Source organism: Streptomyces rectiviolaceus (genome assembly GCF_039533825.1).
In the GTDB taxonomy this organism is placed as follows: Bacteria; Actinomycetota; Actinomycetes; order Streptomycetales; family Streptomycetaceae; genus Streptomyces; species Streptomyces rectiviolaceus.
In genome coordinates, this window is the sequence record NZ_BAAAUG010000022.1 from 292995 (window position 1) to 317343 (window position 24349).

At 69.7% G+C, this 24349-nt stretch carries 24 protein-coding genes; 14 read left to right on the forward strand and 10 right to left on the reverse strand.

Going from position 1 to position 24349, the window contains the following annotated elements:
* Positions 1–7: 7 nt before the first annotated feature.
* The 3 genes from ABD378_RS07095 to ABD378_RS07105 all read right to left on the reverse strand — a co-directional run bounded on the left by ABD378_RS07095 (position 8) and on the right by ABD378_RS07105 (position 4320).
* Positions 8–1528: a catalase gene (locus ABD378_RS07095; RefSeq protein ID WP_344519579.1), complete on the reverse strand. Its 1521-nt coding sequence runs from the start codon at positions 1526–1528 to the stop codon at positions 8–10.
* Between the two features lie 287 nt (positions 1529–1815).
* Positions 1816–3399: an FMN-binding glutamate synthase family protein gene (locus tag ABD378_RS07100; RefSeq protein WP_344519580.1), complete on the reverse strand. Its 1584-nt coding sequence runs from the start codon at positions 3397–3399 to the stop codon at positions 1816–1818.
* 93 nt (positions 3400–3492) lie between these two features.
* A complete protein-coding gene (locus ABD378_RS07105) occupies positions 3493–4320 on the reverse strand; it encodes an alpha/beta fold hydrolase (protein ID WP_344519581.1) in 828 nt (275 codons plus the stop codon).
* A gap of 78 nt (positions 4321–4398) precedes the next feature.
* Between ABD378_RS07105 and ABD378_RS07110 the strand changes: the two genes are divergently transcribed.
* The 7 genes from ABD378_RS07110 to ABD378_RS07140 all read left to right on the forward strand — a co-directional run bounded on the left by ABD378_RS07110 (position 4399) and on the right by ABD378_RS07140 (position 11167).
* Entirely contained in the window at positions 4399–5004 is a 606-nt protein-coding gene (locus tag ABD378_RS07110; protein WP_344519582.1) for a sigma-70 family RNA polymerase sigma factor, read from the forward strand.
* A gap of 522 nt (positions 5005–5526) precedes the next feature.
* A complete protein-coding gene (locus tag ABD378_RS07115) occupies positions 5527–7458 on the forward strand; it encodes an RICIN domain-containing protein (protein WP_344519583.1) in 1932 nt (643 codons plus the stop codon).
* A complete protein-coding gene (locus ABD378_RS07120) occupies positions 7455–7970 on the forward strand; it encodes a GNAT family N-acetyltransferase (protein WP_344519584.1) in 516 nt (171 codons plus the stop codon). The genes ABD378_RS07115 and ABD378_RS07120 overlap by 4 nt, the downstream gene beginning before the upstream one ends.
* 122 nt (positions 7971–8092) lie before the next feature.
* Positions 8093–8878 carry an SDR family NAD(P)-dependent oxidoreductase gene (locus ABD378_RS07125; RefSeq protein WP_344519585.1) on the forward strand — a complete coding sequence of 262 codons (786 nt, stop codon included), beginning with the start codon at positions 8093–8095 and terminating at the stop codon, positions 8876–8878.
* Positions 8879–8938: 60 nt separating this feature from the next.
* Entirely contained in the window at positions 8939–10084 is a 1146-nt protein-coding gene (dgoD, locus tag ABD378_RS07130; protein WP_344519586.1) for a galactonate dehydratase, read from the forward strand.
* Positions 10085–10108: 24 nt separating this feature from the next.
* The gene (locus tag ABD378_RS07135; RefSeq protein WP_344519587.1) at positions 10109–10975 is read left to right on the forward strand and encodes a helix-turn-helix domain-containing protein; all 867 of its coding nucleotides are present in this window, start codon (positions 10109–10111) and stop codon (positions 10973–10975) included.
* 27 nt (positions 10976–11002) lie between these two features.
* A complete protein-coding gene (locus tag ABD378_RS07140) occupies positions 11003–11167 on the forward strand; it encodes a hypothetical protein (protein WP_344519588.1) in 165 nt (54 codons plus the stop codon).
* A 14-nt stretch (positions 11168–11181) separates the two neighbouring features.
* Here the strand turns inward: ABD378_RS07140 and ABD378_RS07145 are convergent, their stop codons facing one another.
* Positions 11182–11634: an Lrp/AsnC family transcriptional regulator gene (locus ABD378_RS07145; RefSeq protein WP_344519589.1), complete on the reverse strand. Its 453-nt coding sequence runs from the start codon at positions 11632–11634 to the stop codon at positions 11182–11184.
* Positions 11635–11745: 111 nt separating this feature from the next.
* On the opposite strand from ABD378_RS07145, the gene ABD378_RS07150 reads away from it, so the two are divergent.
* Positions 11746–12366: a LysE family translocator gene (locus tag ABD378_RS07150; protein WP_344519590.1), complete on the forward strand. Its 621-nt coding sequence runs from the start codon at positions 11746–11748 to the stop codon at positions 12364–12366.
* Between the two features lie 13 nt (positions 12367–12379).
* Here ABD378_RS07150 and ABD378_RS07155 read toward each other — a convergent pair whose 3' ends face one another.
* Positions 12380–12937, reverse strand: coding sequence for a GNAT family N-acetyltransferase (locus ABD378_RS07155; RefSeq protein WP_344519591.1), 558 nt, complete (start codon positions 12935–12937; stop codon positions 12380–12382).
* Positions 12938–13031: 94 nt separating this feature from the next.
* Here ABD378_RS07155 and ABD378_RS07160 point away from each other — a divergent pair, with 94 nt between their 5' ends.
* Positions 13032–13655 (forward strand): TetR/AcrR family transcriptional regulator, encoded by a 624-nt coding sequence (locus tag ABD378_RS07160; RefSeq protein ID WP_344519592.1) that lies wholly within the window; start codon positions 13032–13034, stop codon positions 13653–13655.
* Between the two features lie 191 nt (positions 13656–13846).
* Here ABD378_RS07160 and ABD378_RS07165 read toward each other — a convergent pair whose 3' ends face one another.
* The 5 genes from ABD378_RS07165 to ABD378_RS07185 all read right to left on the reverse strand — a co-directional run bounded on the left by ABD378_RS07165 (position 13847) and on the right by ABD378_RS07185 (position 17967).
* Entirely contained in the window at positions 13847–14401 is a 555-nt protein-coding gene (locus ABD378_RS07165; RefSeq protein ID WP_344519593.1) for a GNAT family N-acetyltransferase, read from the reverse strand.
* Between the two features lie 56 nt (positions 14402–14457).
* On the reverse strand, positions 14458–15237 hold the full coding sequence (locus ABD378_RS07170) for an NAD(P)H-dependent oxidoreductase (protein ID WP_344519595.1): 780 nt from the start codon (positions 15235–15237) through the stop codon (positions 14458–14460).
* 175 nt (positions 15238–15412) lie between these two features.
* Positions 15413–16012 (reverse strand): dihydrofolate reductase family protein, encoded by a 600-nt coding sequence (locus ABD378_RS07175; protein ID WP_344519596.1) that lies wholly within the window; start codon positions 16010–16012, stop codon positions 15413–15415.
* A complete protein-coding gene (locus ABD378_RS07180) occupies positions 16009–16881 on the reverse strand; it encodes a metalloregulator ArsR/SmtB family transcription factor (RefSeq protein WP_344519597.1) in 873 nt (290 codons plus the stop codon). Before ABD378_RS07180 ends, ABD378_RS07175 begins: the two co-directional genes overlap by 4 nt.
* 69 nt (positions 16882–16950) lie before the next feature.
* Complete coding sequence (locus ABD378_RS07185) at positions 16951–17967, reverse strand: LacI family DNA-binding transcriptional regulator (protein ID WP_344519599.1); 1017 nt, start codon at positions 17965–17967, stop codon at positions 16951–16953.
* Positions 17968–18227: 260 nt separating this feature from the next.
* Between ABD378_RS07185 and ABD378_RS07190 the strand changes: the two genes are divergently transcribed.
* The 5 genes from ABD378_RS07190 (at position 18228) to ABD378_RS07210 (ending at position 24328) form a co-directional block, all read left to right on the forward strand.
* The gene (locus ABD378_RS07190; RefSeq protein ID WP_344519600.1) at positions 18228–19595 is read left to right on the forward strand and encodes an extracellular solute-binding protein; all 1368 of its coding nucleotides are present in this window, start codon (positions 18228–18230) and stop codon (positions 19593–19595) included.
* Between the two features lie 83 nt (positions 19596–19678).
* A complete protein-coding gene (locus ABD378_RS07195) occupies positions 19679–20587 on the forward strand; it encodes a carbohydrate ABC transporter permease (RefSeq protein ID WP_344519601.1) in 909 nt (302 codons plus the stop codon).
* 3 nt (positions 20588–20590) lie between these two features.
* Entirely contained in the window at positions 20591–21478 is an 888-nt protein-coding gene (locus tag ABD378_RS07200; RefSeq protein ID WP_344519602.1) for a carbohydrate ABC transporter permease, read from the forward strand.
* Between the two features lie 69 nt (positions 21479–21547).
* Positions 21548–23068 carry an arabinosylfuranosidase ArfA gene (gene arfA, locus ABD378_RS07205; RefSeq protein ID WP_344519603.1) on the forward strand — a complete coding sequence of 507 codons (1521 nt, stop codon included), beginning with the start codon at positions 21548–21550 and terminating at the stop codon, positions 23066–23068.
* 60 nt (positions 23069–23128) lie between these two features.
* Positions 23129–24328, forward strand: coding sequence for a sialidase family protein (locus ABD378_RS07210; protein WP_344519604.1), 1200 nt, complete (start codon positions 23129–23131; stop codon positions 24326–24328).
* The last annotated feature ends 21 nt before the right edge of the window (positions 24329–24349 follow it).

A 24349-nucleotide genomic window follows, 5' to 3' on the forward strand; every position in this document is an offset into this window, starting at 1 on the left:
GGGTGGGTCAGGCCTTGTCCTGCATGCTGCTGCGAGCCGGGTTGGCCTGCTCCGCGGCCTTGGGGTCCTTCTCGTTCGCCTTGGCGCGCACGCCTTGCTGGATGCGCTCACCGATGGACTTGTCGATGTTCGACCAGTACTCGAAGGCCCTGGCGAGCACGGGCTCGCTCACGCCGTTGAGCAGATGTCCGACGACGTTGTCCACCAGGCGGTCGCGCGCGGCGTCGTCGAGGACCTCGCGCACCATGGTGCCCGGCTGGCCCCAGTCGTCGTCCTCGGCGTGATCGACGTAGGCGGCCCGGGTGATGTCACCGTCCGTGTACCAGCTGGGCGGGGCGTAGCGGTTCGTGTCGGCTGCCGGGCCGCCCTTGGAGTTCGGTGCGTAGACCGGGTCCTCCGTCTTGCGGTAGGCCATGGCCCCGTCCTTGGAGTACGTACGCACTGGCGCGACGGGAGCGTTGACCGGCAGCTGCTGGTAGTTGCCGCCGATGCGGTGGCGGTGCGCGTCGGCGTAGGAGAACAGCCTCGCGAGCAGCATGCGGTCGGGGCTCGGGCCGATGCCGGGGACCAGGTTGTTCGGCTGGAAGGCCGCCTGCTCGATCTCGGCGTGGTTGTCCGTGGGGTTGCGGTCCAGGGTCATCTTGCCGACCTCGACCAACGGGTAGTCGCCATGCGGCCAGACCTTGGTCAGGTCGAACGGGTTGAAGCGGTAGGTGGCCGCGTCGTCGTACGGCATGAGCTGCACGTACAGCGTCCAGCTGGGGTACTCCCCGTCACGGATGTGCTCGAAGAGATCCCGGGTGTGATAGTCCGTGTCGGCCGCGGCCATCTGGTCACCCTCGTGCTGGGTGAAGTGCTCGACGCCCTGGTCGGTCTTGAAGTGGTACTTCACCCAGAACCGCTCGCCCTGCGCGTTGATCCACATATAGGTGTGCGAGGTGTAGCCGTTCATGTGGCGCCAGCTGCGCGGGATGCCTCGGTCACCCATCAGCCAGGTGACCTGGTGGGCGGACTCGGGGGAGAGGGTCCAGAAGTCCCACTGCATGTCGTGGTCGCGGAGGTTGTTGTCCGCCCGGCGTTTCTGGGACCGGATGAAGTGCTGGAACTTCATCGGGTCCTTCACGAAGAAGACCGGGGTGTTGTTCCCCACCATGTCGTAGTTGCCCTCGGTGGTGTAGAACTTCACCGCGAATCCGCGCGGGTCACGCCAGGTGTCCGGGCTCCCGCGCTCGCCGGCGACGGTGGAGAACCGGATCACCAGGTCGGTTCGGGTGCCCGGCTGGAAGAGGGCGGCCTTCGTGTAGGCGCTGACGTCTCCGGTCACTTGGAAGAAGCCGAAGGCGCCGCTGCCCTTGGCGTGCGGCTGCCGCTCAGGGATCCGCTCCCGGTTGAACTGCGCCATCTGCTCGATCAGATAGGAGTCCTGCAGGAGGATCGGCCCACCGGCGCCGACGGTGAGCGAATGCTCGTCGCTCTCGACCGGAACGCCGGCGTCGGTGGTGGTCGCCTTACCTGTGACGTCGCTCATGGGTTACGAGTGCCTTTCGGTGGGTGATCTTCTCTGCGCCGCAAGGTCGGGGCCCGCAGCTGCGAAGGGCTGTCTGGGGTGGGTCTGCCTCTGGCTCGGCGGATCGGCGGTCTGCCGACGTCGAGTCCATTTTGCGGCTTTTCTCCCGGTGTGGCCATTTGTTCGGTCGGACCCCCTCCGAGTGCCCGACTTGGCGCCGCCAATACGTGGCGATCCCCTCCGTTTCCTGACGCCGTCGGAGAGGGCGGCGGCCGCGTCGTCAGGCACCGGATCGTCGGGCAGTTCCGTCAGGCGGTGAAGGTGTCCGGATCCGCTGCCTGCCAGTCGGCGGCCCAGTGTGCGGGCGGCGCGGCGAGCAGCTCGCCGGGGGAGAGCCACTCGTACAGCTCGGCGTACGAGCGGAACTCGCCGTGGTCCTCACGGCGCCGCAGGAGATGCGGGCCCAGATCCGCGGTGTCGCGTACGCCCATCGCGGCCATGATCTGCAGCGCGCTGTGGACCGTGGCCTGCTGGTAGCGCGTGACGCGCGCGGCCTTGTCCGCGACGTCCAGGGCGCGGGCCCGGCGCGGGTCCTGGGTGGTGACGCCGGTCGGGCAGCGGTTGGTGTGACAGCGCTGGGCCTGGATGCAGCCGACGGCGAACATCATCGCGCGGGCCGCGTTGGTGTAGTCGGCGCCCATGATGAGGCGCTTGACGATGTCGGAGCCCGTCGCCACCTTGCCGCTGGCCCCGATGCGGATCCGGTCCCGCAGTCCCGTGCCCGTCAGGGCGCTGTGCACGGTGAAAAGGCCTTCGGTGAGCGGCATGCCGAGGTTGTCGGCGAACTCCAGCGGCGCCGCGCCCGTGCCGCCCTCCGCGCCGTCCACCACGATGAAGTCCGGGGTGATCCCTTCCGCCCGCATCGCCTTGCACACAGCGAGGAACTGGGTCCGCGATCCGGGGCACAGCTTGAAGCCCACCGGTTTGCCGTCCGTCAGTTCCCGCATCCGGGCGAGGAACCTGACCAGTTCGCGAGGGGTGGAGAAGACGCGGTGGTACGGCGGCGAGACGACGGTCTCGCCTTCGGGCACGCCCCGTACCGAGGCGATCTCGGCGTTGACCTTGCTGCCGGGCAGGACGCCTCCGATCCCCGGTTTCGCGCCCTGCGACAGCTTGAGCGACACGCAGCGCACGGCAGGGTGGGCAGCCTTCTCCGCGAACTGCCGCGCGTCGAAATCTCCGTCACGGGTGCGGCAGCCGAAGTAGCCGGTGCCGATCTCCCAGACGAGGTCGCCGCCGGGCCGCAGATGGTAGGTGGACAGGCCGCCCTCGCCGGTGTCGTGTGCGAATCCGCCGCGTGCCGCGCCCGTGTTCAGAGCCACGACGGCGTTGGAGGAGAGCGAGCCGAAACTCATCGCCGAGACATTGAGGAGTGCCATGTCGTACGGCTTGCCGCAGTCGGGGCCACCGATCCGCACGCGGGGCGGCTCGTCGGGCACCTCCGCGGGCGCCATGGACGGCACGAGGAACTCGTAGCCGCGAGCGTCCATGTCCCGCTCGGTGCCGAACGGCTCCTCGGCGGCGACGCCCTTGGCCCGTTCGTAGACGATGCTGCGGGTGTCGCGGTCGTAGGGCCTGCCGTCGTAGTCGCGCTCCACGAAGTACTGCTGCAGCTCCGGGCGCAGCGCCTCCATGAGGAACCGCAGGTGGCCGAGCACGGGATAGTTCCGCAGCACGGAGTGCCGCCCTTGGACCAGGTCGTACGCTCCGGTCAGCGCCACGGCCACGAACGGAGCCGCCGCGAACCACCACCATGGGGATGCCAGGAGGGCAAGCAGCACACCGCTCACCGCGCAGGCGATCAGCAGGCCCACCGTTGCGAAACGCGTCATGATCCCCATCTGACCCGAATTCAGCCGGTCATACATGCCCACGGCCATCGGGCAGGCAAGCCGGGCACCCGGCCAGGGGAGCCAGGGGAGTCCCTACTCCAGGAACGCCGCGGTGGTCGCCACGAACTGTCCGGCGTCGTCGAGCCAGGGATAGTGCCCCGCGGCGGGCTGCACCACGAACGTCGCGTCGGGGAACAGCGCCGCGAACTCGGCCACCGGCTGAGGCGGGCTGTTCACGTCGAACTCCCCGGTGAGCAGTAGAACGGGCACCTCGCAGCGCGCGAGCCCCGCACGAGTGGCCTCCGTGTCGAAGGCTCCCTCCGCCGCGAAACCGGCGACCGCTTCCTCGTTGCTCGGCCGACTGGCCGCATGGTGATGCTGGGCGGCGGTGTCCCACCGGCCGTAGAAGAAGGGGCTGATGGCCTCCCAGTCGGTGCCGGTGCCCTCGGTGATCGCCTCCAAGGCGGCGAACGCGGACGGGAACCACGGCTCGTTCTTGCGCAATCGCACGAGGTCACGCCGCGTGTCACCGGTGATTTCCACGCCGACGGCTCGGGTGCCGGGGCTGACCAGGGCGAGCTTGCCGATGTTCTGTGGGTACCGGGCCGCGTACTGCGTCGCGATGTTCGCGCCGCCGGAGTGGCCGAGCAGGTCCATCCGGGGGAGTGCGAGGTGCTCGCGCAGGGCCTCGACGTCCTCGACGAGGCGGTCGCACCGGTAGGAGGCGGGGTCCTCGGGAATCGCGGACCGGCCGGTGCCGCGCGTGTCCAGGACGATCAGCCGCCGGTGCGCGGCCAGGCCGCCGAGGTCGCCGAGGTAGCGCGAGTCGGCGGGGCCGCCGGGGATGCAGACGACTGGGTCGCCGTCTCCGTGTACGTGGTAGGCGAGCTGGGTTCCGTCAGGTGCGGAGTAGGTGGGCATGGCGCGAATCCTGACAGCCATAACCAAGTTATACAACCCGGTTATGGCGATCCTTGTGCTGAGCTGTATAACCGAGCCATGGCAGCTAGAGAGGGCAGCAACCATCAAGAGTCCGGGGAACTGACCGAGAGTCAGGCCGAGCGGATGTTCGCCGGCATGAACGAGGTCATCCGTGCGGGCGAGGAGATGCGGAAGCTGCGCGCGGAAATGATCCAGCTGTTCGCCGCCTTCGGCTGGACGCAGGACAGGATTGCCGAGCTGGCGGACATGAGTCAGCCCGCCGTGTCCAAGCAGATGACGAAGTACAAGGCGGGCGACCGGCCGGCGCCGATGGAGCTCCACCTCGATCAGCGGGACCTCCCCTGGCTCGAAGGGCGCCTGTGGGGCCTTGCCGAGGAAGTCTCCGAGACCCTGGACGACACTGCCCACTGCACCCGCTACGTCAATGCCCTCGCCCGGGGAAAGAAGCGCTTCACCCCCCAGAACGTCGACGAGCTGCGGCGTCTCCTCGAAGAGGACTTGAGGCAGCATCAGGCACAACTGCCCGGCGGCTACCGGGACGCGTACGACGAGATCAGCCGCCGCCTCGACCTCCCCGCGACGGTCACCGCCACGGGCTCGGCCTCCGTGCGCCGCGCCCTCGCGCATGAGATCCAGCGCGATCAACTGGAATCCGATGCTTAGGCCACTCCATGTCCGGCCGGGCCCAACTCCTGGCCCCTCGGGCCGGTTTCGGCGCGGACGAGAGTACGGAGTGGACGTTCCGTGCCCGCGGCCGACGGCCTCCGGGCAGGGCGATGCGCGGCAGATTTCGAAAGCGGGTGCGAGTACTGCCGGTAACTCCGGCCTTCCTCTCTATTCTCGAATCGAAGTCGTTCGAACTTCTTGTTTCCTGTGAGTCGGCTGTGCGAGGGTGAGCCTCCTCGCGCTGAGGCAATGGTCAGGCCCACTTTTCTTGTTCGCGATTTCGTGCCGGTCGACCCAAAAGGTCTTCAGCCGGCCGTATTCGGACAGTCCCGCGGTTTGCTGATCCATTTTCCTGCCTCGGTGAGTCCCAGGTATGAACCAATCAGACGCCCACTATCGGTGGGCGCGTTTTCCCGTGTGCCGTCCTTCGGCTTGGAAGGAAAAGGTTCCGTGCAATACCCCCACCCCCCGCGCCCGTCCCGCCCCCCTCGTCCCGGTGTGAGCCCCGGGGAATCCGACATGAACCTCGCCGCTCGACTCCGAGACCGGCCTGAGGGCGAGTCGGGCCGGCCCATCGCCCTCCTGCTCGAGCGGCACTGGCAGTCGACGTACGACTACGCGGCCATCTGCCTGGCCACATCGGCGAGTTCGGCATCGATGGTCGCCACGGCATCCTTCCATCAGGCGCTCGGGCACATGACGCGTGGGGAACCGCTCGGTGCCCTGCGCCCGCATCTCCTGGTGACTGTCCGGGAGACGGTCCGCGGGTGGGTCGGGGACGACCGCATATCCGCCCTCATGCCGGAACTTCGCAAACCGACCGGCGGTCGCGGCATGCGGGCGGCAAGGTCCATGACGCTCGAAAAGCGGCAACTCGCCGCGCGCTCCTTCTGGGCTCTTCCGGGAGTCGCCCAGTGCCTGCTGTGGCACACCGAGGTCGAGGCCGAGCACATATCCGTACCCGCTGGTTTGTCGGGCTTGAGTGCCGATACCGCGGCCGACGCCCTCGAGCAGGCGCTCGAACAATTCCGGGCAGACATCGTGCGTGCTCACCGGGAACTCGCGGCGACCAAGGAATGCCCCCTCTACAACCGACTCCTCGACGTCACGATCCGCCGCGGCGGATCCCTGCTGCCCGATGTTCAACAGCATCTGTCGGAATGCCGTCATTGCAGTGACGTGGCTGACCAACTCAGCCATTTCGAGAGCGGTCTCGGCACTCTTCTCGCCGAAGCGGTACTGGGCTGGGGCGCCCGTCGCTACCTGCAGTCGAGGCCGGGGCGCGGGGGCCCCGCGACGCGTGGCGCAGGATCCGCCGGACACGGCGGCAGGCATGCGGGCAGCGGCGGACGCCATCGCCCCGCCGCGCGCATTCCCCTGCCGGGCGGTGCGCTCGTAGCGGCGCGAACACACTCCAGGGCGCTGCGCACCGGAGCAGCCCTGGGATCCGCCGCGCTGCTCGCGGCCGTGCTCGTCACCACTCTCTCGTCGGGTGACGGCGACGGCGGCGGGTCCGTGTCCCCGACGGGTATGGCGGGGAGCCGTGAAGCCCCTCCGGGCGCGGATTCCGAGGCGCCGCCCGCCGGTTCTCCCGCTCCCACTTCGGCGGAGTACCCCGGCAGTTCCGATCAGGGCCGGCTCCGCAATGAGGCGGCGGATCTGTGCCTCGACATCCGGGGCGGAAAGGTGAAGCCCGGTGCCGGGACGAAGCTGGCGAAGTGCTCGAACAAGGCGAGTCAGCAATGGTCGTACGAGGAGAACGGACTGCTGAGCAGTGTCCCGCACCCCGACCTCTGCCTCGACTCCCACCGGGACGACGGCGTGATCGTCCTTGGCGCATGTGTGGCACCGTCGGCCGCGCACGCCGACGAGGTGCGCTACGACCTGACCGTGCAGGGGGAGTTGCTGCCCAGGTGGCACGAGGGGATCGCGGTCGCGCCTGCCTCCTTGCGCAAGGGTGCGGATGTCGTGGTCAAGGTCCGTGACGGATCCGCGGAGCAGCGATGGATGCTCGACTCCTCGAAGGCCGCCCCGAATTCCCGGTCGATAGGCGGAAGGGCCGCCCCCTCCGAGACGGGTGCCCCCTCTGAGAAGGGCGACCTCTCCGTGAAGGGCGATCCCTCCGTCAAAGGCGGCCCAGAGGCACCGCGTGGGAACGGCGACGTCTGCACCGGCTCGATCTGCGAGCCGACCTCGCCCCGCGAGCAGGGGTCGGGGCCGAGGGGCGACGGGGCCAAGGACAACGGTCGGCAGTCATCGCCGTACTCGACCCGGCGCGGCGATGCCGAGAAGCGGTACGCCGAAGCCGGCTGGGGTGGCGGTGACGCAGCCGAACCGGTGGCGCCGAAGCTCCCTGGTGAGCACCTCCGTTCTCCCGCCGCGGAGTCGACGGCGGGGATAGCCATCCGGCATGGCGGAGTGCCCGGCGGCGATGACACACTGCGCCGATGATCGACGATCTTCCTGGTGGACTGACGGCACGACACCTCGCTGAGGAGGACCATGCGCGGGTGCTCGCGGTCCTGGACCCGTGGTGGGGCGGTCTGAAGGGGCAGGCAGGGGCGTTGGAGCGTGCGCTGCTCCTGCCGAGGCTGTACTTCCAGCACTTCACCACCACCAGCTTTCTGATCGAACGCGACGGGGGACAGGTCGCAGCCTTCCTGGTCGGCTTCCTGTCGCAGACCGAGCCCGACGCCGCGTACGTGCACTTCGTCGGTGTCGACCCGCAACTGCACGGGCAGGGCATCGGGCGAGCCCTGTACCGGACGTTCTTCGCTCTCGCCCGGTCGCACGGCCGCCGGTACGTGCACTGCATCACCAGCCCGCAGAACACCGCTTCGCAGTCCTTCCACGCCCGGCTCGGCTTCACGGCCTCGACGGTGAAGGCGGACTACGACGGACCCGGGCTCGACCGGGTGGCTTTCACCCTCGACCTTGCCGCGGACGCGATCCGTCCCACGTGACGCCGCGAGCTTCATCTGGGGATGGAGGGGGTGTTGGCGGCAAGGTGTTCGGTGGTGGTTAATGGCGTGGGTATGGGACGTCTGTTGCTGTGTGTGCCGGTGCGAAGGGCGGGGAGTGGCCTGTGAGTGCTGAGTCGTCGGGTTCGGCGGGCTCCGGTCGGCGGTTCGTCGATCGTTGTGTGGTGGTGAGCGGGGGAGCCCAGGGGATCGGTGCGGCGACGGCACGGCGGCTCGCGGCAGAAGGGGCCGGGGTGGTGATCGCCGATGTGGATGTCGAGGAGGGCGAGCGCACCGCCCATGCCATCCGTCAGGACGGCGGGCGTGCGGTGTTCGAGGTGTGTGACGTGGCCGAGGAAGAATCGTGGGCGCGGGCGGTGGCGGTCGCCCGCGCCCGCTTCGGCCCGGTCACCGGGCTGCTCAGCAACGCCTACACAGTGCGCGGCGGCGCGGCCGACGTGATCGAACCGGCCGACTGGAACCGGCAGTTGTCGGTCATGCTGACCGGCGCGTTCCTCGGCGTACGCGCCTGCCTTGACGACCTGCGTGCCACGCGAGGCGCGATCGTCCTGGTCTCGTCCGTGCACGCCGTCATGGGGCTGCCCGGACGTCCCGCCTACGCGGCGGCGAAGGCGGGCCTGACCGGTCTGGCGCGCCAGCTCGCGGTGGAGTACGCACCCGGCGTACGGGTCAACGCACTCCTGCCTGGCCCCATCCTGACCCGGGCCTGGGACACGATCGGTGCCGACGACCGGGCGCGCAGCATCGGGCAGACACCCGCGGGCCGGCTCGGCCGCCCGGACGAGGTCGCGGCCAGCGCGGCGTTCCTGCTGAGCGACGACGCGTCCTTCGTCACCGGGGCCAGTCTCGTCGTGGACGGCGGATGGAGCGTGTTCAAGACGTCCGCCTGAAGAAGCAGGTTCACCTCTCGCCGCCCTGTCATCTGCCGTGCCGCACAAGGAGGTTCACCCGTGAAGATCACCCGCATCGAGACGTTCTCCGTGCCGCCCCGCTGGCTGCTGTGCCGCGTGGAGACCGACGAGGGAGTGGTCGGCTGGGGCGAGCCGGTGGTCGAGGGGCGTGCGGCCACGGTCCGTGCGGCCGTCGGCGAGCTGGCCGAACTCCTCATCGGCAAGGACCCGTCGGGCATCGAGGACCACTGGCAGGTGATGACCAAGGGGTCCTTCTACCGAGGCGGACCCGTCCTCTCCAGCGCGGTGGCCGGGCTCGACCAGGCGCTGTGGGACATCGCGGGCAAGCGACTCGGCGTGCCGGTGCACGTGCTGCTCGGCGGCCCGGTCCGCGAGCGGGTACGCGCCTACAGCTGGGTGGGCGGTGACTCTCCCGCCCACATCACCGATCAGGTGACCGTCCAGGTCGAGGCGGGCTTCACTGCGGTCAAGATGAACGCGAGCGGCCGCATGAACCGGCTTGCCACCGTCGCCGACATCGACGAGATCGTCGACCGTGCCACCGCGGCCCGCGAAGTCCTGGGCCCGGGGCGGGACTTCGCGCTGGACTTCCACGGCCGCTTTCACGCCGCGAACGCCCGCAGGCTGCTGCCGCACCTGGCCCCGCTCGCCCCCATGTTCGTCGAGGAACCGATCCTGCCGGAGTACGACCACCTGCTGCCCGCCCTGGTCGCCTCATCGCCCGTGCCGATCGCCACCGGCGAGCGCCTGTACTCGCGGCAGGACGTGCTGCCCGTCCTGCAGGCCGGCGTCGCGGTCCTGCAGCCCGACCTGTCCCACGCGGGCGGCATCTCGGAGGTCCGCCGCATCGCCTCGCTGGCCGAGACCTTCGACACGCTCATCGCGCCGCACTGTCCGCTGGGCCCGGTCTCGCTGGCCGCCAGCCTGCAGATCGCCGTCAGCGTGCCCAACTTCCTCATCCAGGAACAGTCGATCGGGATCCACTACAACACCGGCGCCGACGTCCTTTCCTACCTCGCCGACACCGAGGTGTTCCGCTTCCACCAGGGCCATCTCCTGCGCCCGACCGGACCGGGACTCGGCATCGACATCGACGAGAAGGCGGTGCGCGCGGCCGACGACAGCCAGGCGGACTGGCACAACCCGGTCTGGCGGCACGAGGACGGTTCGTTCGCCGAGTGGTGAGCGCGGGCCGGTAGCGTGGGAGTCGTGGACTCAGCTCTGTACGAGGGCGACCGCCTGAGCGGGTGGGAAGTCGCGTGCCCGCGCCGCCCGTCGCCGTTCGACGGCGTGGAGGTGGCCGGATTCCGCGACCGGGCGGCGGGCGGACTGGACCTGAGGGTCATCCCGCAGCCGATCGTGACGGTCGTGATCGAACTCGGCGACGACGCCCTGGACGTCGAGAACACCAGCGGCAGCCGGGCGTTGAGGAGTTTCGCGGCCGGACTCTCTCCGGGCGAGGCCCGCATCCGCGGGGAGCGTGTGGACTGCGTAGAGATCCGCATGTCCCCGGTGAGTGCCTACTCGCTGCTGGGCGTCTCACTCTCCGATCTGAGCGGCGTCGTGATCGGCCTGGACGATCTGTGGCGCCATGAGCCCCGGCTTCGCGAGCAGTTGACGGGCGCCAGGGAGTGGGAAGACCGTTTCGCGCTGATGGACGATTTCCTCGCGCGGCGCCACGCCTCTGCACCGTCGATGGATCTGGAGGTCGTCGCAAGCTGGGAGCACATCGTCTCCCGCCGGGGCCAGGTGCGGGTCGGTGACCTTGCGGTGTCGTGCGGGTGGAGCCGCAAGCGGCTGTGGTCGAGGTTCACCGCCCAGGTCGGCCTGACGCCCAAGCGCGCCGCGATGCTCGTACGCTTCGACCGCGCCGTCCGAGGCCTGTCGGCGGGCCGAAGCGCCGCCGATGTCGCCGTGGTGTGCGGGTACGTCGACCAGTCCCACCTGCATCGCGACGTACTGGCCTTCGCCGGCTGCACGCCGGGCGCGCTGGGGTCGCCGCCGGAGACGAACACGGCAGGGGACAGGAACGAATCCCTGACGGCGAGCAGCGGGGAACATTCGTCCAAGACGTGACGCGCTACGGCCGGTGAGGGTGGGGCCATGCCAAGCCATGACCCCGCGGGGACCGTCGCCGAGAGCGGATCGCCGAACGCGCCCGCCCTGGTGCTGATTCACGGGTACGCCGCCCCGACGGCCTGGTGGAACCCCCTTGTTCTGCTCCTCGCCAAGACACACGACGGCGTCATCGACGCGGAGCCGTGCTGACACTCACAGGGGCCTCACAAGGGCATGGCGCGCTCGTTCACCACGTGTTTCATGACGAGCGTGGAGCTCAGACGCTGCACACCGGGCAGGGTGGCGAGCTTGTCGTCGTAGAGCCGCTGGAAGGCGGGCAGGTCCTTGCTGACGATGCGTACGAGATAGTCGGGATCCCCGAAGAGGCGCTCGGCCTGCAGGATCTCGGGGATCTCGGTGAGGGCGTGCTCGAAGGCGGAGACGGTGTCGCGGTCCTCCTGGCGCATGGTGACGAAGACCAGCGCCTCGAAGCTCAGGCCCACGGCGCGCGCGTCCAGGATCGCGCGGTAGCCGCGGATGGCTCCCATGCGTTCGAGTTCGCGCAGCCGACGGTGGCAGGGCGAGAGGCTCAGCCGCACGCGGGCCGCCAGTTCCGTGACCGTCAGACGGCCGTCGTTCTGGAGCTCGGCAAGAATCTTCCGGTCCACATCATCCATGGGGGAGATCCTGCCACTACAGCCGCCCCAGCTGGCAATACTTGGAAACACCTTTGGGCGAATCGGAACTAATCTCCTTCTCGGAACCAGTTTGAGAGGGAGAAGTACGTCGTGGCAGTCAGCTCCATCACCGCCTTCTGGGCGGTCTCAGTCCTGCTCATCCTCGTGCCGGGGGCGGACTGGGCCTATGCGATCAACGCCGGGCTCCGCGACCGGTCCGTGGTACCGGCCGTCAGCGGCCTGCTGCTCGGCTACGTCACGCTGACCGCCGTGGTCGCCGCCGGGGTGGCGGCGGTCGTGGCGCGGACGCCGTCCGTCCTCACCGCCCTGACCGTCCTCGGCGCCCTCTACCTGGTGTGGCTCGGCGCCACGACGCTGGCAAGGCCGGCCGTCGGCGGGACCGCGGGGCAGGACGCGGAGAGCGGGGCGGTGGGGGCCCGGGTCCTCAAGGGGGTGGGCATCAGCGGCCTCAACCCCAAGGCGCTCCTGCTCTTCCTGGCCCTGCTGCCGCAGTTCACCGCCCCGCACGGCAGCTGGCCGCTGGCGGCGCAGATCGGCACGCTCGGCCTGGTCCACACGCTCAGCTGCGCCGCGATCTATCTGTGCGTGGGCGTACTGGCCCGCACCATCCTGCGCGCACGCCCCGCGGCCGCTCGCATGGTCACCCGCGTCTCGGGCGCCGCCATGATCGTGATCGGCGTACTGCTGCTCGCGGAACGCGTCGCCGCCTGAGGCGGGCGGGCCGTCACGCGGCGTTCGGCGCGCCCTTCCACTCGTGCGCGAGCAGGGACCAGATCTCCATGTCATGGCGGACGCCCTTGTACAGGGACTGCTCGCGCAGGGTGCCGTCCAGGTGCATGCCCATCCGCTGGGCGACGGCCCGGCTGCGGGTGTTCCCGGCGCTGTTCCACCACTCGACGCGGTGAATGCCGCGCTCGCCGAACGCGTACGCGATCAAGTGCCGGACCGAGGCGCTGATCAGACCGTGGCCCTCGCCCGCCGGCTCGGCCCATACGCCGATCTCGCAGGTGCCGGCCTCCGCGTCGAACCGCACGAACATCACGCCACCGATGAGGGTGCCGTCCCGCCAGATCCCGTAGATCCGTCCGGCGTCCGCGGCCTGTTTGTCCGCGAACTTCTGCAGGGTGGTGCGGGCGGATTCCAGGTCGGTGGAGCGCGAGGCCCAGGGGATCCAGGGATCGGTGTTGGCGCGGGCCCGGTCGATGTGGGCCAGGAACTCGGCGTCCTGCCAGGGCTCCAGCATGCGGAGCTCGGCATCCTCGGTCAGCGGTATCGCGTACATGGCTGGTCCTATGCGGTTGTCCGGCTGGGCGGGCGCGGTGTCGGGCGCTGCGCACCAGGTACGTAACGAACGTTGGGTATGTACTCTAACGGCTATGACCCCGCCAGCCCGTACAGACCATGACGCCCGCCGGATCGAGGTCTCCCAGGCCGTGTGGCGAGTCCTTGCCGTCCACGGCTTCGGCGGCCTCACCCTGCGCGCGGTCGCCGCGGAGATGGGGGCTACCACCGGCCTCCTGACGCACTACTTCCCCAGCAAGCGCGCCCTGCTGAAACACGCCCTGGAGGTGCTCGACCGGCGCTCGGCCGATCGCCCGCGCCCGGCGGCCGAGCGGGCCGGGGAGGCGTCAGGCCTGGTGATGGTGCGGGCGACGCTGCTCGACATCCTGCCGCTTGACGCGGAGAGCGCGGCGAGCAACCGGATCTGGGTGGCCTCCTGGGACGTGGCGCTCGCCGACCCGGAGCTGGCCCGGGAGCACGCCGAGCGCTACCGCCGCGCGCGCGAGCGGATGGCCGGGCACATCGCCCAGGCCAAGGAGCTGGGCGAACTGCCGCTCGGCACACCGACCGATGACACCGCGGCGGCTGCCCAGAGCTTTGTCCTGGGACTGGTCGTCCAGGCGCTGTTCGCTCCGCGGGAGTTCCCTGCCGAGCGGCAGATCGCGCTGGTCGATGAGTATTTGGCGCGGGTGGGCGACGGCGGCACCGCGGGGGAGTGAGGCGCGGGGTCTGGGTCTTCTGCATGGCGTTCGAGAGGTAGTTGCGTACGGTGCCTTGCGCCAGGCGGAGTTCCCGTGGCGGAGTCCCTGCCTCTGCTGCTGCCCACACTTGGCTGGGTCATCGTCTCCGTCGCACTGGCCTCCCGCCTCTTCCGCTGGGAACCGCGCCGGTGAGCACGCCTCGGAGTCGGTCACCGCTGCACCACCGGTGTCGACGGGGACAAGAACACGACGATGTCGGTCGCCCGGCACCCCGGCAGGGGCTCGGGCTCGTGCCAGCCCATCCGGCGGTAGAACGCGAGCGTCTCGTGAGCCTGATCCCACGTCAGCAGCCATGCCCGGCCGCCGGGAGCGGTGACGGTGAGGGCGGACAGCAGCTGTCGTCCGAGCCCGGTGCCGCGAACGCGGGCGTGCACCCCCAGTTCATCGATCTCGAAGGCACCCACCAACAGCTCGTCGACACGGTCGGCGCCGAGCCGTTGGGTCACCTTGCCGTAGGCGCGGTCGGCGCGAAACGGCGCCTGCGTGATCCATCCGGTGACGAAGCCGTCCACTTCGCCGTCGGCCGCCAGGGAGAGGACAGCTCGGAAACCCGGGCGGTGCGCGTCGGCCTCCAACCGCTCGCGGAACGCCTGCCGGGTGGCGGCGGGGTCCCGGTGGTCCCAGGGCGGAGCCGTGAACACCTCGACGTAGGCGTCGGTGAGGCGGTCGGCGATGGCGAGGATGTCCGAACCGAAGCTCTGCATGGTGATCGAACGTAGCGGCTGCGGCAGGATGAGTCCCCGTGACGGGGAGGGATGCGTCAGCGTTCTGGTGTGCGTGACCGGTGTGCCGCGACGCCGGTGAGATTCGGCTCGATCTCCGGATGCAGGACGAGCGCGTCGTCGTAGTCGCCGCGGTGCTCGTGGCGGTAGGGGAGCGGCTCGGTGACCGGCAGCGTGCGGAGCCGCTCGCGCAGTTCGGCTGCGCGGGTGCGGTAGCCCGCGGCGTCGAGGCGGTCGGCGCCGTAGACGACGTACGGCGGGAGTGCGTCCATCCCCGTGTACCAGAAGGTGCCGTGCAGCAGCGGGAACAGCACCTCGTCCAGCTGCCCGTGGATCCCGCGTGGACCGAAGCCCGACTCCCGCGCGCCGACCGTGGTGATGACCATGGCGCGCTTCCCGGCGAGGCCACCGTCCCCGTAGCGCAGGGTGCGCCCCGCGTGGTCCTGGAGTCCGAAGGCGAAGCCCTGCACGAGGACCCGGTCGAACCATCCCTTGAGGATGGCGGGCGGTCCGAACCACCACAGTGGGAACTGGAACACAAGCGCGTCGGCCCAGGCGATCTTCTCCTGCTCGGCGGTGATGTCGTCGGTCAGCTTGGCCGCGCTGTAGGCATGTTCCTGCTCGGCGCCTACCAGGAGCCGGTCGACCGTCTCGCGATGGAAGTCGCCGGAGTCCACCACGGGCCTCCAGTCCATGGCGTAGAGATCGGATTCGCGGACCTCGTGCCCGAGGTCGCGCAGCGCCTGCGTCCCGTCGTCGCGCAAGGAGCCGTTGAGGGATCGCGGTTCGGGGTGTGCGAATACCCAAAGAATCTTCATGCCGTCGATCCTCCGCCGCGGCCCGACGAGCGACGAGTGGCCAGATAGCCAGGAGGTGCAAGGATCTGGCCAGGATGTTCCGGGGTGGCGGCGGTGGGCTTATCGAGTGGTGTCTGACCCTCAAGGTGAGCGTGAGGGTGAGGGTTGATGTGGCGCCGCGCCCGAGGGGGCCGGCTCAGCGGACTCGGTCGTAGACCATGGCGATCTCGCCCAGCTCGCCGGTCTCCTGGTGGGTGAGCTTCCACTTCGAAGCCGGCAGGCCGTCGTCGAACAGTCGCTGCCCGTCTCCGGCGATCTCGGGGAAGATCATGAGGTACAGCCGGTCGAGCAGATCTGCCGCAAGGAGCGGCTTGATGACACTCGGGCAGCTGTTGACGAGGATGTCGCCCTCGCCGGTGGCCTTGAGTTCGGCAACGACGTCGGCGGCTGGGGCGTTCACCACGCGGGTGTGTTCCCACGGCGCTTCGGTCAGGGTGCTCGAGAAGACCACCTTTTCCGTGTCCACCAGCCACTTCGCGTATCCGCGGTCGCGCGGATCGGCGTTCTCGTCCTCGGCGACGGTCGGCCAGTAGCCCAGGAATCCCTCGGCGTTGATCCGGCCGAGCAGCGCCGTCGTCGCGCCCTCCCAGATGCGGGTGAGTTGGCCCCGCGCGACCTCGGAGGTCACATACGGCGCGAACATGCTGAAGTCGTTGGGCCCGCCAGGGCCGTGGTAACGCCCGTCGAGGGAGAGGCTCAGGTTCGCGGTCACCCTGCGTCCGGTCGAGTCAGTCATCGCGTGCTCCTTGTGTCGGTGCTGTCGGTGCTGTCGGTGCTGTCGGTGTCGTGCGGGTCTGCGGCGAGGGCCGCTGCGAGCTCTTCGAGGCTCTGGCCGAAGCCGATCTCGATGCCTGCGATGAAGTCGGCGGAGTCGACGGTGCTGTCGGTGATCCGCCAGTGGACGTCTAGGTCCGTGCCGGTCCCGGTGGGCCGCAGGTCGAAGGCGACGTGGGCGGTGAAGGCGAGGCCGCCGTCGGGAAGCAGCGGGGAGAGCCGGTAGGCGAGGCGCTCACCAGGGCGGACGTCGTCGACGACTCCCTCCGCGCGCCCGGCGACCAGGTCGGAGCCGTCGGCGTCCTCGACGTCGCGGTACTCCTGGACGATCCGCCCGCCTTCTCGCGCCTCGAAGACGAGCTCAGATACCCGGAGGTCGTGGGGCGTCCACCAGCGGGCGAGCAGGGAGGGCTCGGTCAAGTGGCGCCACACCAGCTCGGGGTGCCCCGTCAGCGACCGGCGGAAGCTGAACGAACGGCCGTCGGCCCACCCCGGCTCCTCCGCGGCGAGCCGCTCCGCGTGGAGGCTGGCCCCGTAACGGTCGTAGGTCTCGCGCGGGCCCCCGGCCTGCTCTGTGCTGTCGGCGAGCCGGCCGAGCGCGGCCGCCAGATCCCGCAGGGGACCGGGCCGGAGCGCGTAGATGCGGCGCTGGCCGGTGCGCTGGGAGGTGACGACGCCGGCGCGCTCAAGGGTCTGCAGGTGCTTGGTCGTCTGCGGCTGGCGCGCCTCGGCGAGCTCGGCGAGGACACCGACCGGACGGGGCCGCTCGGCTAGCAGGCTCACGAGCCGCCAGCGGGCCGGGTCGGCCAGTGCGCTAAGGAGTGCGTCCATGACGACGAGTATTCACTGTCGAGAATATTCGTGTCAAGGAATACATTGCTGGAATCGATGAACGGCGTTTCAGCCGGTCGCGCGCGTGCTCTCCCGGACCACCAGCTCGTACCCCGCGGTGAGCCGCGTGTGCGGGGCCATCGCGCCGGCGTCGATCCTGCGCAGCAGCGCGTCCACGGCCAGTTCCGCGATGCCTCGCTTGTCCGGGGCGACGGTGGTCAGGCTCGGCACGCTGTAGCGGGACTCCTCCACGTCGTCGAAGCCGGCCACGGCCAAGTCGTGCGGGACGCGCAGGCCGTGCTCGTGCGCCACCCGCAGCGCCCCGGACGCCAACAGGTCGTTGAAGCAGAAGACGGCGTCCGGCGGGTCGTCAAGGGTCAGGAGCGCGCGCATGGCGGTGGCACCCTCGGCGCGGGTGAACGCCCGGGTGTCCGGCGCCAGTCGGGGGTCGTGCGGAACGCCCGCCGCGTGCAGCGCGGTCAGATAGCCGTGCATGCGCTGGACCGTCGTGGCGTGGGCGGGACCGGAGGGCTGTCCGATGACGGCGATGCGGCGCCTGCCGAGGGACAGCAGGTGGTCGGTGGCCTCGCGTGCCGCCGCCGAGTTGTCGATCAGGACGTGGTCGGCGGGGATCTCGTAGGACCGCTCGCCCAGGAGGACGAGCGGCACGCGGCGTTCGCGGGCGGCGAGGGCCTGTTCGTCGAGGCGGAGCGGGCTGAGCAGGACGCCGTCGATGAGCGGGTCGCTGAGCCCGCAGGCGATGCGGAGTTCCTCGTCCGCGCTGCCTCCGGTGTCCTCGATGAGCACGGTGCAGCCGCGCTTCTTCGCGGCCGCGATGACCTGCGCGGCCAGTTCGGCGAAGTACGGCGCGACGAGTTCGGGCACGGCCAGCGCGATGATGCCGCTGCGTCCGGTGCGCAAGTGTCTTGCGGAGGCGTTGGGTTGGTAGTCGAGGTCGGCTATGGCGCGCAGGACGCGTTCGCGTGTCCGGTCGGCGACTCTGGTCTCGCCGCGGACGACGTTGGACACCGTCTTGATCGATACTCCGGCGCGCTCCGCGACGTCCTTCAGGCGAGTGCCTGCCACGGTGTCCTCCCTCCCCCTGACCTCCCTTGACAGCAGCAGCGTACGTCATGGTCCAACGTTGTAACCGGTGAGTGCGGGTATGGATCCTCCGGACACGTGAACAGGTAATGCGTTCCCAGGTGTTGACGCCGTATTGCCAGCTGAGTACAACGTTGTAAACGCAGCGGGCAGTCACGAGGCGCGATTGTCTTCGCTGCAGATTCCAACGTTGCACTATGTGTCAGCTGTTCTCCTTGTCCGCCGTGGAAGGACGCATGCCCATGCGGGACCGCATACCGACCCCGTCGCCGCCCGCCCCGTCCCGCCGCCGTGTGCTGCGCGGAGGGCTCGCGCTCGGTGCGACCGGCACCGTCGCGCTCACCGCCGGAGGCTGCGGCAGCACGCTGGCGCAGGGCTTCACCGGCGGCGCGCCTTCGCCGTCGCGGCTGAACTTCTGGAACCCGTTCACCGGTGGCGACGGCGAGCGGATGCTGGCCATGCAGGACGCCTACCGCGCCGCGCACCGCTCGACCGAACTGAAATCGGCGACGTTCCTGTGGGGCAACCCGTACTACACGAAGCTCACCCTCGCCACGCTCGGCGACCGGCCGCCACAGGTCGCGGTGGTCCATCTGTCGAAGTTGCCCACCCTCGCCGAGGCCGGTCTGATCGCCGAGCTGCACACCGAGGACCTGGCAAGGCACGGGCTGACCGAGGACAAGTTCGACGCACGGCCGTGGCGGAAGTCCCAGTTCGGCGGGGCGCCGCACGCCGTGCCGCTCGACACGCACCCCTTCGTCCTCTACTTCCGCACGGACATCGCCGAGAAGGCCGGACTGCTCGACGGGCAGGGCCGGTTGGCGGATGTCGACGGGCCCGACGCGTTCATCGACGCGCTGCGTGCGGCGAAGGAGGTCACCGGCGCCTGGGGCGGTTCCATCGCCTCGGTGAAGGAGTCCTCGATGCAGTTCCGGCTGTTCTGGTCGCTGTACCGGCAGGTCGGTGGCGGTGATCTCGTTGCCGACCAGGGCAAGCGGGTGGTCATCGACACGGCCGCCGCGGCCGAGGCGCTCGCGTACATCCGCCGCCTCAGCCAGGAGAAGGTGATCCCGGCGAACACCGACGGGAAGGGCGCCATCACGCTGCTGACCTCGGGCAAGGCCGGGTTCCTGATGGACGGTGTCTGGCAGGTTCTCGCGGTCCAGTCGGCCAAGGTGAAGTTCGACATGCGGCCCCTGCCGCGCGTCTTCAAGGACGCGCCCTACGCCTGCGCCGCCGACTCGCACGCGCTGGTGCTGCCGAAGGCTCCCTCAGAGACGGCCCAACGCCTCGATCTCTCCCTGGGGTTCATCGCCTCGATGCTGCACTCCAGCAAGCAGTGGGCGGAGGGCGGCCACGTGCCGGCATGGCTGCCGACGCAGCGTTCGCGCGCGTACAAGGAGCTGGTCCCGCAGTCGCACTACGCCACGGCCGCGGACGGAGCGGTCTACGACCCGGCCGCCTGGTACGGCGGCGCGGGAAGCACCATGCAGATCGTGGTGGGCGACGCGGTGACCTCCGTCTTCACCGGTGACACCAGCCCCACGGCGGGCGCCGCGCGCATGCGCCGCGAGCTGCGCGACCTGGCGTCGCGCCCCGCCCCCGTATGACCCGACGCGCCCCAAGCTGCCGCTCAACTCCCCCTGTACCACCCTCCCTTGGATCCCGTACGCCTTGACCGAAAGGCCGAACCGTGGCCACGACAACCGCTCCCACCCCGACGTCCAGCAGAGGCGACCGCTGGGCAGGACCGGGGATGCTGCTGCCCTTCGCCCTCTTCTACCTGGTGTTCCTGGTGGGGCCGCTCCTCTACACCGTGGTCGCCGGATTCTTCGAGACGAGCCTGCTCAAGAGCGGCCTCGGTGACTTCGCGGGCCTCTCCAACTACAAGGCGGTGCTCGGCGACGCGGAATTCTGGCGAACGCTGCGCAACACGCTGTGGTTCACGGTCCTCACGACCGTGCCGCTCGTGCTGCTCAGCCTGGCCCTCGCGCTGCTCGCCGACCGGTTCGTGCGCGGCCGCTGGTTCTTCCGGTTCGCGTTCTTCGCGCCGTTCGTGCTGCCGTCCGCCGTCGTCTCGCTGCTCTTCATGTTCATCTACGCCGATCAACTGGGCCTGGCCCAGGAGGCGGTGAAGTGGTTCGGCGTCGAGACGCCGCCGTCCTGGCTCGGCGACCCGGACTGGGCGATGATCTCCATCGCGGCGGCCACGGTGTGGTGGACCATCGGCTTCAACTTCGTGCTGTATCTGGCCGGTCTGCAGGACGTGCCGCGCGAGGTGCACGAGGCGGCCGCCATCGACGGGGCCGGGCCCTGGCAGCGCATCCGGCACGTGGTCGTGCCGATGCTGGGCCGTACGACGACGCTGGTGACGGTGTTGCAGGTCATCGCCTCGCTCAAGGTCTTCGACCAGATCTACATGATGACCGGCGGCGGCCCCGACGGCAGCACCCGCCCCTCGCTGCAGCTCATCTACGACACCGGGTTCGTCGAGGGCCGCGTGGGCTACGCCTCGACCGTGTCACTGCTGCTGTTCCTGGTGATCCTGTTCGTCTCCCTCGTCTGGTTCGCCCTCGTACGCCGCGCCGAGAAGGAGAACTGACCCATGACCGCGATCGCCACGCGCCCCGAGACCGGACAGCGCGGCACCACCGCGCCACCGGCCCGCCGCCGCGACTCGGAGCGCCTGTTCAACCGGGTGGCGCTCGGCACGCTCATCGCCCTCGCGCTGCTGTGGCTCGTACCCCTGGCGTGGGCGCTCGCCACGTCGGTGCGGCCCGCGCAGGAGGTCGTCACCAATCCGACCGGATGGTTCACCGCCCACCCGACCCTGGACGCGTACAGGGAGATCTTCGACGCGGGCAAGCTGCCCTACTGGTACGCCAACAGCTTCATCACCTCGATCCTCACCACGGTCCTCACGGTGATCATGGCCTCCCTCGCCGCGTTCGCCCTGTCGCAGACCCGCTTCCGGATGCGCCGGGCCGCGTTCGTGATGCTGCTCGCCGGGATCATGATCCCGGGGCAGGTCCTGATGATCCCGCAGTTCCTCGCGCTCCAGTCGGCGGGCCTGCTGAACACCTACTGGGGTGTCGTACTGCCCCAAGTCCCCAATGTGGTCGCCGTGTTCGTCTTCAAGCAGTTCTTCGACGGGATCCCGCGGGAGCTGATCGACGCGGCGCGCGCGGACGGCGCGGGCTGGCTGCGCACCTACTGGCAGATCGTGATGCCGATCTCCCGCCCGGCCGTCTCCGCCGTCACGATCTTCGTGTTCGTCGGCGTCTGGAACAACTTCCTGTGGCCCCTGCTCGTGGTGACCGACCCGGAGATGATGACACTGCCCGTCGGACTCACCTCCGTCCAGGACGTGTTCGGCGTCCCCTACGCCCAGCTCATGGCGTCCGCCGTGCTCGGCGCGATCCCGCTGCTCGCCGTCTTCGCGCTGTTCCAGCGCCGCATCGTCGAGGGCATCGCCGGCACCGGCCTCAAATAGCCCACCCCTGCCCAAGTCAGCAAGCCGCACCACAGAGACAAGCCGCACCGCAAAGAGAGGCACCAGAACATGCCGCACACCGCACGGTTCGTCATCGACCCCGAGTTCAGCGTCGGCGACGTCGACCCGCGCCTGTACGGAACCTTCGTCGAGCACATGGGACGCTGCGTCTACACCGGCATCCACGACCCCGAGCATCCCACCGCCGACGCCGACGGATTCCGCGGCGACGTCGCCGAGCTGGTACGCGAACTCGGCACAGGACTCGTGCGCTACCCCGGCGGCAACTTCGTCTCCGGCTACCACTGGGAGGACGGCGTCGGCCCGGTCGCCGACCGCCCGCGCCGCCTCGACCTCGCCTGGCGCTCCATCGAGACCAACCGCGTCGGCACCAACGAATTCCTCGGCTGGGCGCGGCAGTTGGGCCTCGACCCGATGATGGCCGTGAACCTCGGAACGCGCGGCATCGACGCCGCCCGCGCCCTGGTCGAGTACTGCAACCACCCGAGCGGCACCGCCTGGTCGGATCTGCGCATCAAACACGGCGTGAGCGAGCCGCACGGCGTGAAGCTGTGGTGCCTGGGCAACGAGATGGACGGACCCTGGCAGACGGGCCACAAGTCGGCCACCGAGTACGGACGGCTCGCGGCCGAGGCCGGAAAGGCGATGCGCCAGGTCGACCCGTCCATCGAGCTCGTCGCGTGCGGCAGCTCCAACTCGCGGATGCCGACCTTCGGCACCTGGGAGCGCGAGGTCCTGGAGCAGACGTACGACGAGGTCGACTACCTCTCCCTGCACGCCTATTACGAGGAGTTCGACGGCGACCGCGCCAGTTTCCTCGCCTCGGGCGCGCACATGGACCAGTACATCCGCGACGTGGTGTCGACCGCCGACCATGTCCGTGCGGTGCGGGGCGCCAAGAAGCACATCAAGCTCTCCTTCGACGAGTGGAACGTCTGGTACGCCGCCCGCTTCCCCGGCGAGCGCAACCTTCAGACCGCCGAGACACCCCGGCTCATCGAGGACACGTACAGCGTGACCGACGCCGCCGTCGTCGGCTCGCTGCTCATCACGCTGCTGCGCAACGCCGACCGGGTGGCCGTCGCCTGCCTCGCCCAGCTGGTCAACGTCATCGCACCCATCCGCACCGAACCCGGCGGCGCCAGCTGGCGCCAGACCATCTTCCACCCCTTCGCCCAGGCGGCCCGTTTCGCGACCGGCCGCGTCCTGCGCACCGATGCCACCGGCCCCCGCATCGACACACCTCAGTACGGGGACGTGTCCGCCCTCGACACCGTGGTGACGCACGACGAGGAGAGCGGCGCGCTCACCGTCCTCGCCGTCAACCGTGACCAGGAGCAGCCGCTGCGACTCGAGGCCGTGCTGCGCGGGGACGCCGCCGGATACCGCGTCGTGGAACACCTGGTACTGGCGGACCAGGACCCCGACGCGGTCAACACCGAGGCGGAGCCGGACCGGGTGGTGCCGCGCCGCGCGTCCGGGACGCACATCACCGCCGATGGCGCTCTGGCGGCCGAACTGCCGCCGGTCTCCTGGAACGTCATCCGCCTCGCACCCCAAGGCGCCTGAGAAGACGGTCAGTTCGAACCGCTTCGCCCCCTCCATCCACCGCAGAGTCAGGAGAGGCCCATGTCAGCGCACGACCCCGCACGACCACGTCTCCTCCGCCCCACCGTCCTGTTCCCGCTGCTGCTCGCGCTCTTGGCGGCGCTGTTCGTCACGCAGGCCGGGGCGTCCGCCGACGCCGCGACCGGCACCTTGCTGCGCGACGGCACCGGCCTGTACCCGCGCGCCGTCAGACTCGCCCACAGCGGCGACGCGAACGGCCGCGTCCTCGCCTCCGTGGTCACGTTCTCCGGGAACAACGGGCTCGGCGCGATTCACGAGAGTACGGACGGGGGCGCGTCGTTCCGTGAAGTCGGCACGGTGCGCGACCCCGACGCGGCGGGCGGGCAGGGTCTGTGCTGCTCGACGCTGTACGAACTCCCGCAGCGCATCGGCAAACTGCCCGCGGGGACGCTGCTGTGGGCGGCGTCGGTCGGGCAGGACGAGCCGAACCGGCGGATGGCCCTGCGGGTCTTCAAGAGCAGTGACGTGGGCCGCAGTTGGAGCTATCTGTCCACGATCGCCACGGCGTCGAACGACAAGGGACTGTGGGAGCCCGAGTTCTCCGTCGACGCATCGGGGCAGCTCGTGGCGCACTACTCCGACGAGACCGACGGTGCGCACAGCCAGAAGCTGGTGGCCGCCCGGACCGCGAACGGGGTGAACTGGACCGGGCACCACGACACCGTCGCCAGCACCCTGGCCTCGGACCGGCCCGGCATGGCGGTGGTGCGCAAGATGGGCGACGGGACCTACTTCATGTCGTTCGAGATCTGCGCTGCCGCGGGCCAGTTCCAGTGCGTGGTGCACTACAGGACCTCGTCCGACGGCTGGAACTGGGGCGCCACCACTTCCCTTGGCATCCGCCCGGAGACCGCTGACGGCAAGTACTTCAAGCACGCGCCGAACCTGGCGTGGGCGCCCGAGGCGGGGAACCCCAAGGGCAGGCTGTTCCTCGTCGGCCAGGTCCTGTACAACCGCGACGGCAGTCGGGCGGCCGGGAGCGGGCGCACTGTCTGGGTCAACAGCTCCGGTGGTTCCGGCAGTTGGCGGGAGATCCCCGCACCGGTGGCCGTCGAGTCGACGACCGTCGACTACTGCCCCAACTACAGCTCAAGCCTGCTGCCGTCGGCCGACGGCAACAGGCTCCTGGAGATCGCCACGGACTGGTCCGGCTCGGTCTGCAAGCCGTACTTCGCCACCGGGTCGGTTCCCGGCGCCTGAGCACGGAGGTGCCCCGCGTGT

Bases quoted from the DNA above. Each gene is read 5' to 3' on its own strand.
- ABD378_RS07155 (WP_344519591.1), bottom strand. From the start codon at position 12,937: ATGTACGCGATACCGCTGACCGAGGATGCCGAGCTCCGCATGCTGGAG.
- ABD378_RS07145 (WP_344519589.1), bottom strand. From the start codon at position 11,634: ATGGATGATGTGGACCGGAAGATTCTTGCCGAGCTCCAGAACGACGGC.
- ABD378_RS07180 (WP_344519597.1), bottom strand. From the start codon at position 16,881: ATGGACGCACTCCTTAGCGCACTGGCCGACCCGGCCCGCTGGCGGCTC.
- ABD378_RS07115 (WP_344519583.1), top strand. From the start codon at position 5,527: ATGAACCTCGCCGCTCGACTCCGAGACCGGCCTGAGGGCGAGTCGGGC.
- ABD378_RS07105 (WP_344519581.1), bottom strand. From the start codon at position 4,320: ATGCCCACCTACTCCGCACCTGACGGAACCCAGCTCGCCTACCACGTA.
- ABD378_RS07170 (WP_344519595.1), bottom strand. From the start codon at position 15,237: ATGAAGATTCTTTGGGTATTCGCACACCCCGAACCGCGATCCCTCAAC.
- ABD378_RS07140 (WP_344519588.1), top strand. From the start codon at position 11,003: ATGCCAAGCCATGACCCCGCGGGGACCGTCGCCGAGAGCGGATCGCCG.
- ABD378_RS07160 (WP_344519592.1), top strand. From the start codon at position 13,032: ATGACCCCGCCAGCCCGTACAGACCATGACGCCCGCCGGATCGAGGTC.
- ABD378_RS07120 (WP_344519584.1), top strand. From the start codon at position 7,455: ATGATCGACGATCTTCCTGGTGGACTGACGGCACGACACCTCGCTGAG.
- ABD378_RS07165 (WP_344519593.1), bottom strand. From the start codon at position 14,401: ATGCAGAGCTTCGGTTCGGACATCCTCGCCATCGCCGACCGCCTCACC.
- ABD378_RS07200 (WP_344519602.1), top strand. From the start codon at position 20,591: ATGACCGCGATCGCCACGCGCCCCGAGACCGGACAGCGCGGCACCACC.
- ABD378_RS07190 (WP_344519600.1), top strand. From the start codon at position 18,228: ATGCGGGACCGCATACCGACCCCGTCGCCGCCCGCCCCGTCCCGCCGC.
- ABD378_RS07210 (WP_344519604.1), top strand. From the start codon at position 23,129: ATGTCAGCGCACGACCCCGCACGACCACGTCTCCTCCGCCCCACCGTC.
- ABD378_RS07175 (WP_344519596.1), bottom strand. From the start codon at position 16,012: ATGACTGACTCGACCGGACGCAGGGTGACCGCGAACCTGAGCCTCTCC.
- ABD378_RS07095 (WP_344519579.1), bottom strand. From the start codon at position 1,528: ATGAGCGACGTCACAGGTAAGGCGACCACCACCGACGCCGGCGTTCCG.
- ABD378_RS07100 (WP_344519580.1), bottom strand. From the start codon at position 3,399: ATGACGCGTTTCGCAACGGTGGGCCTGCTGATCGCCTGCGCGGTGAGC.
- ABD378_RS07110 (WP_344519582.1), top strand. From the start codon at position 4,399: ATGGCAGCTAGAGAGGGCAGCAACCATCAAGAGTCCGGGGAACTGACC.
- arfA (WP_344519603.1), top strand. From the start codon at position 21,548: ATGCCGCACACCGCACGGTTCGTCATCGACCCCGAGTTCAGCGTCGGC.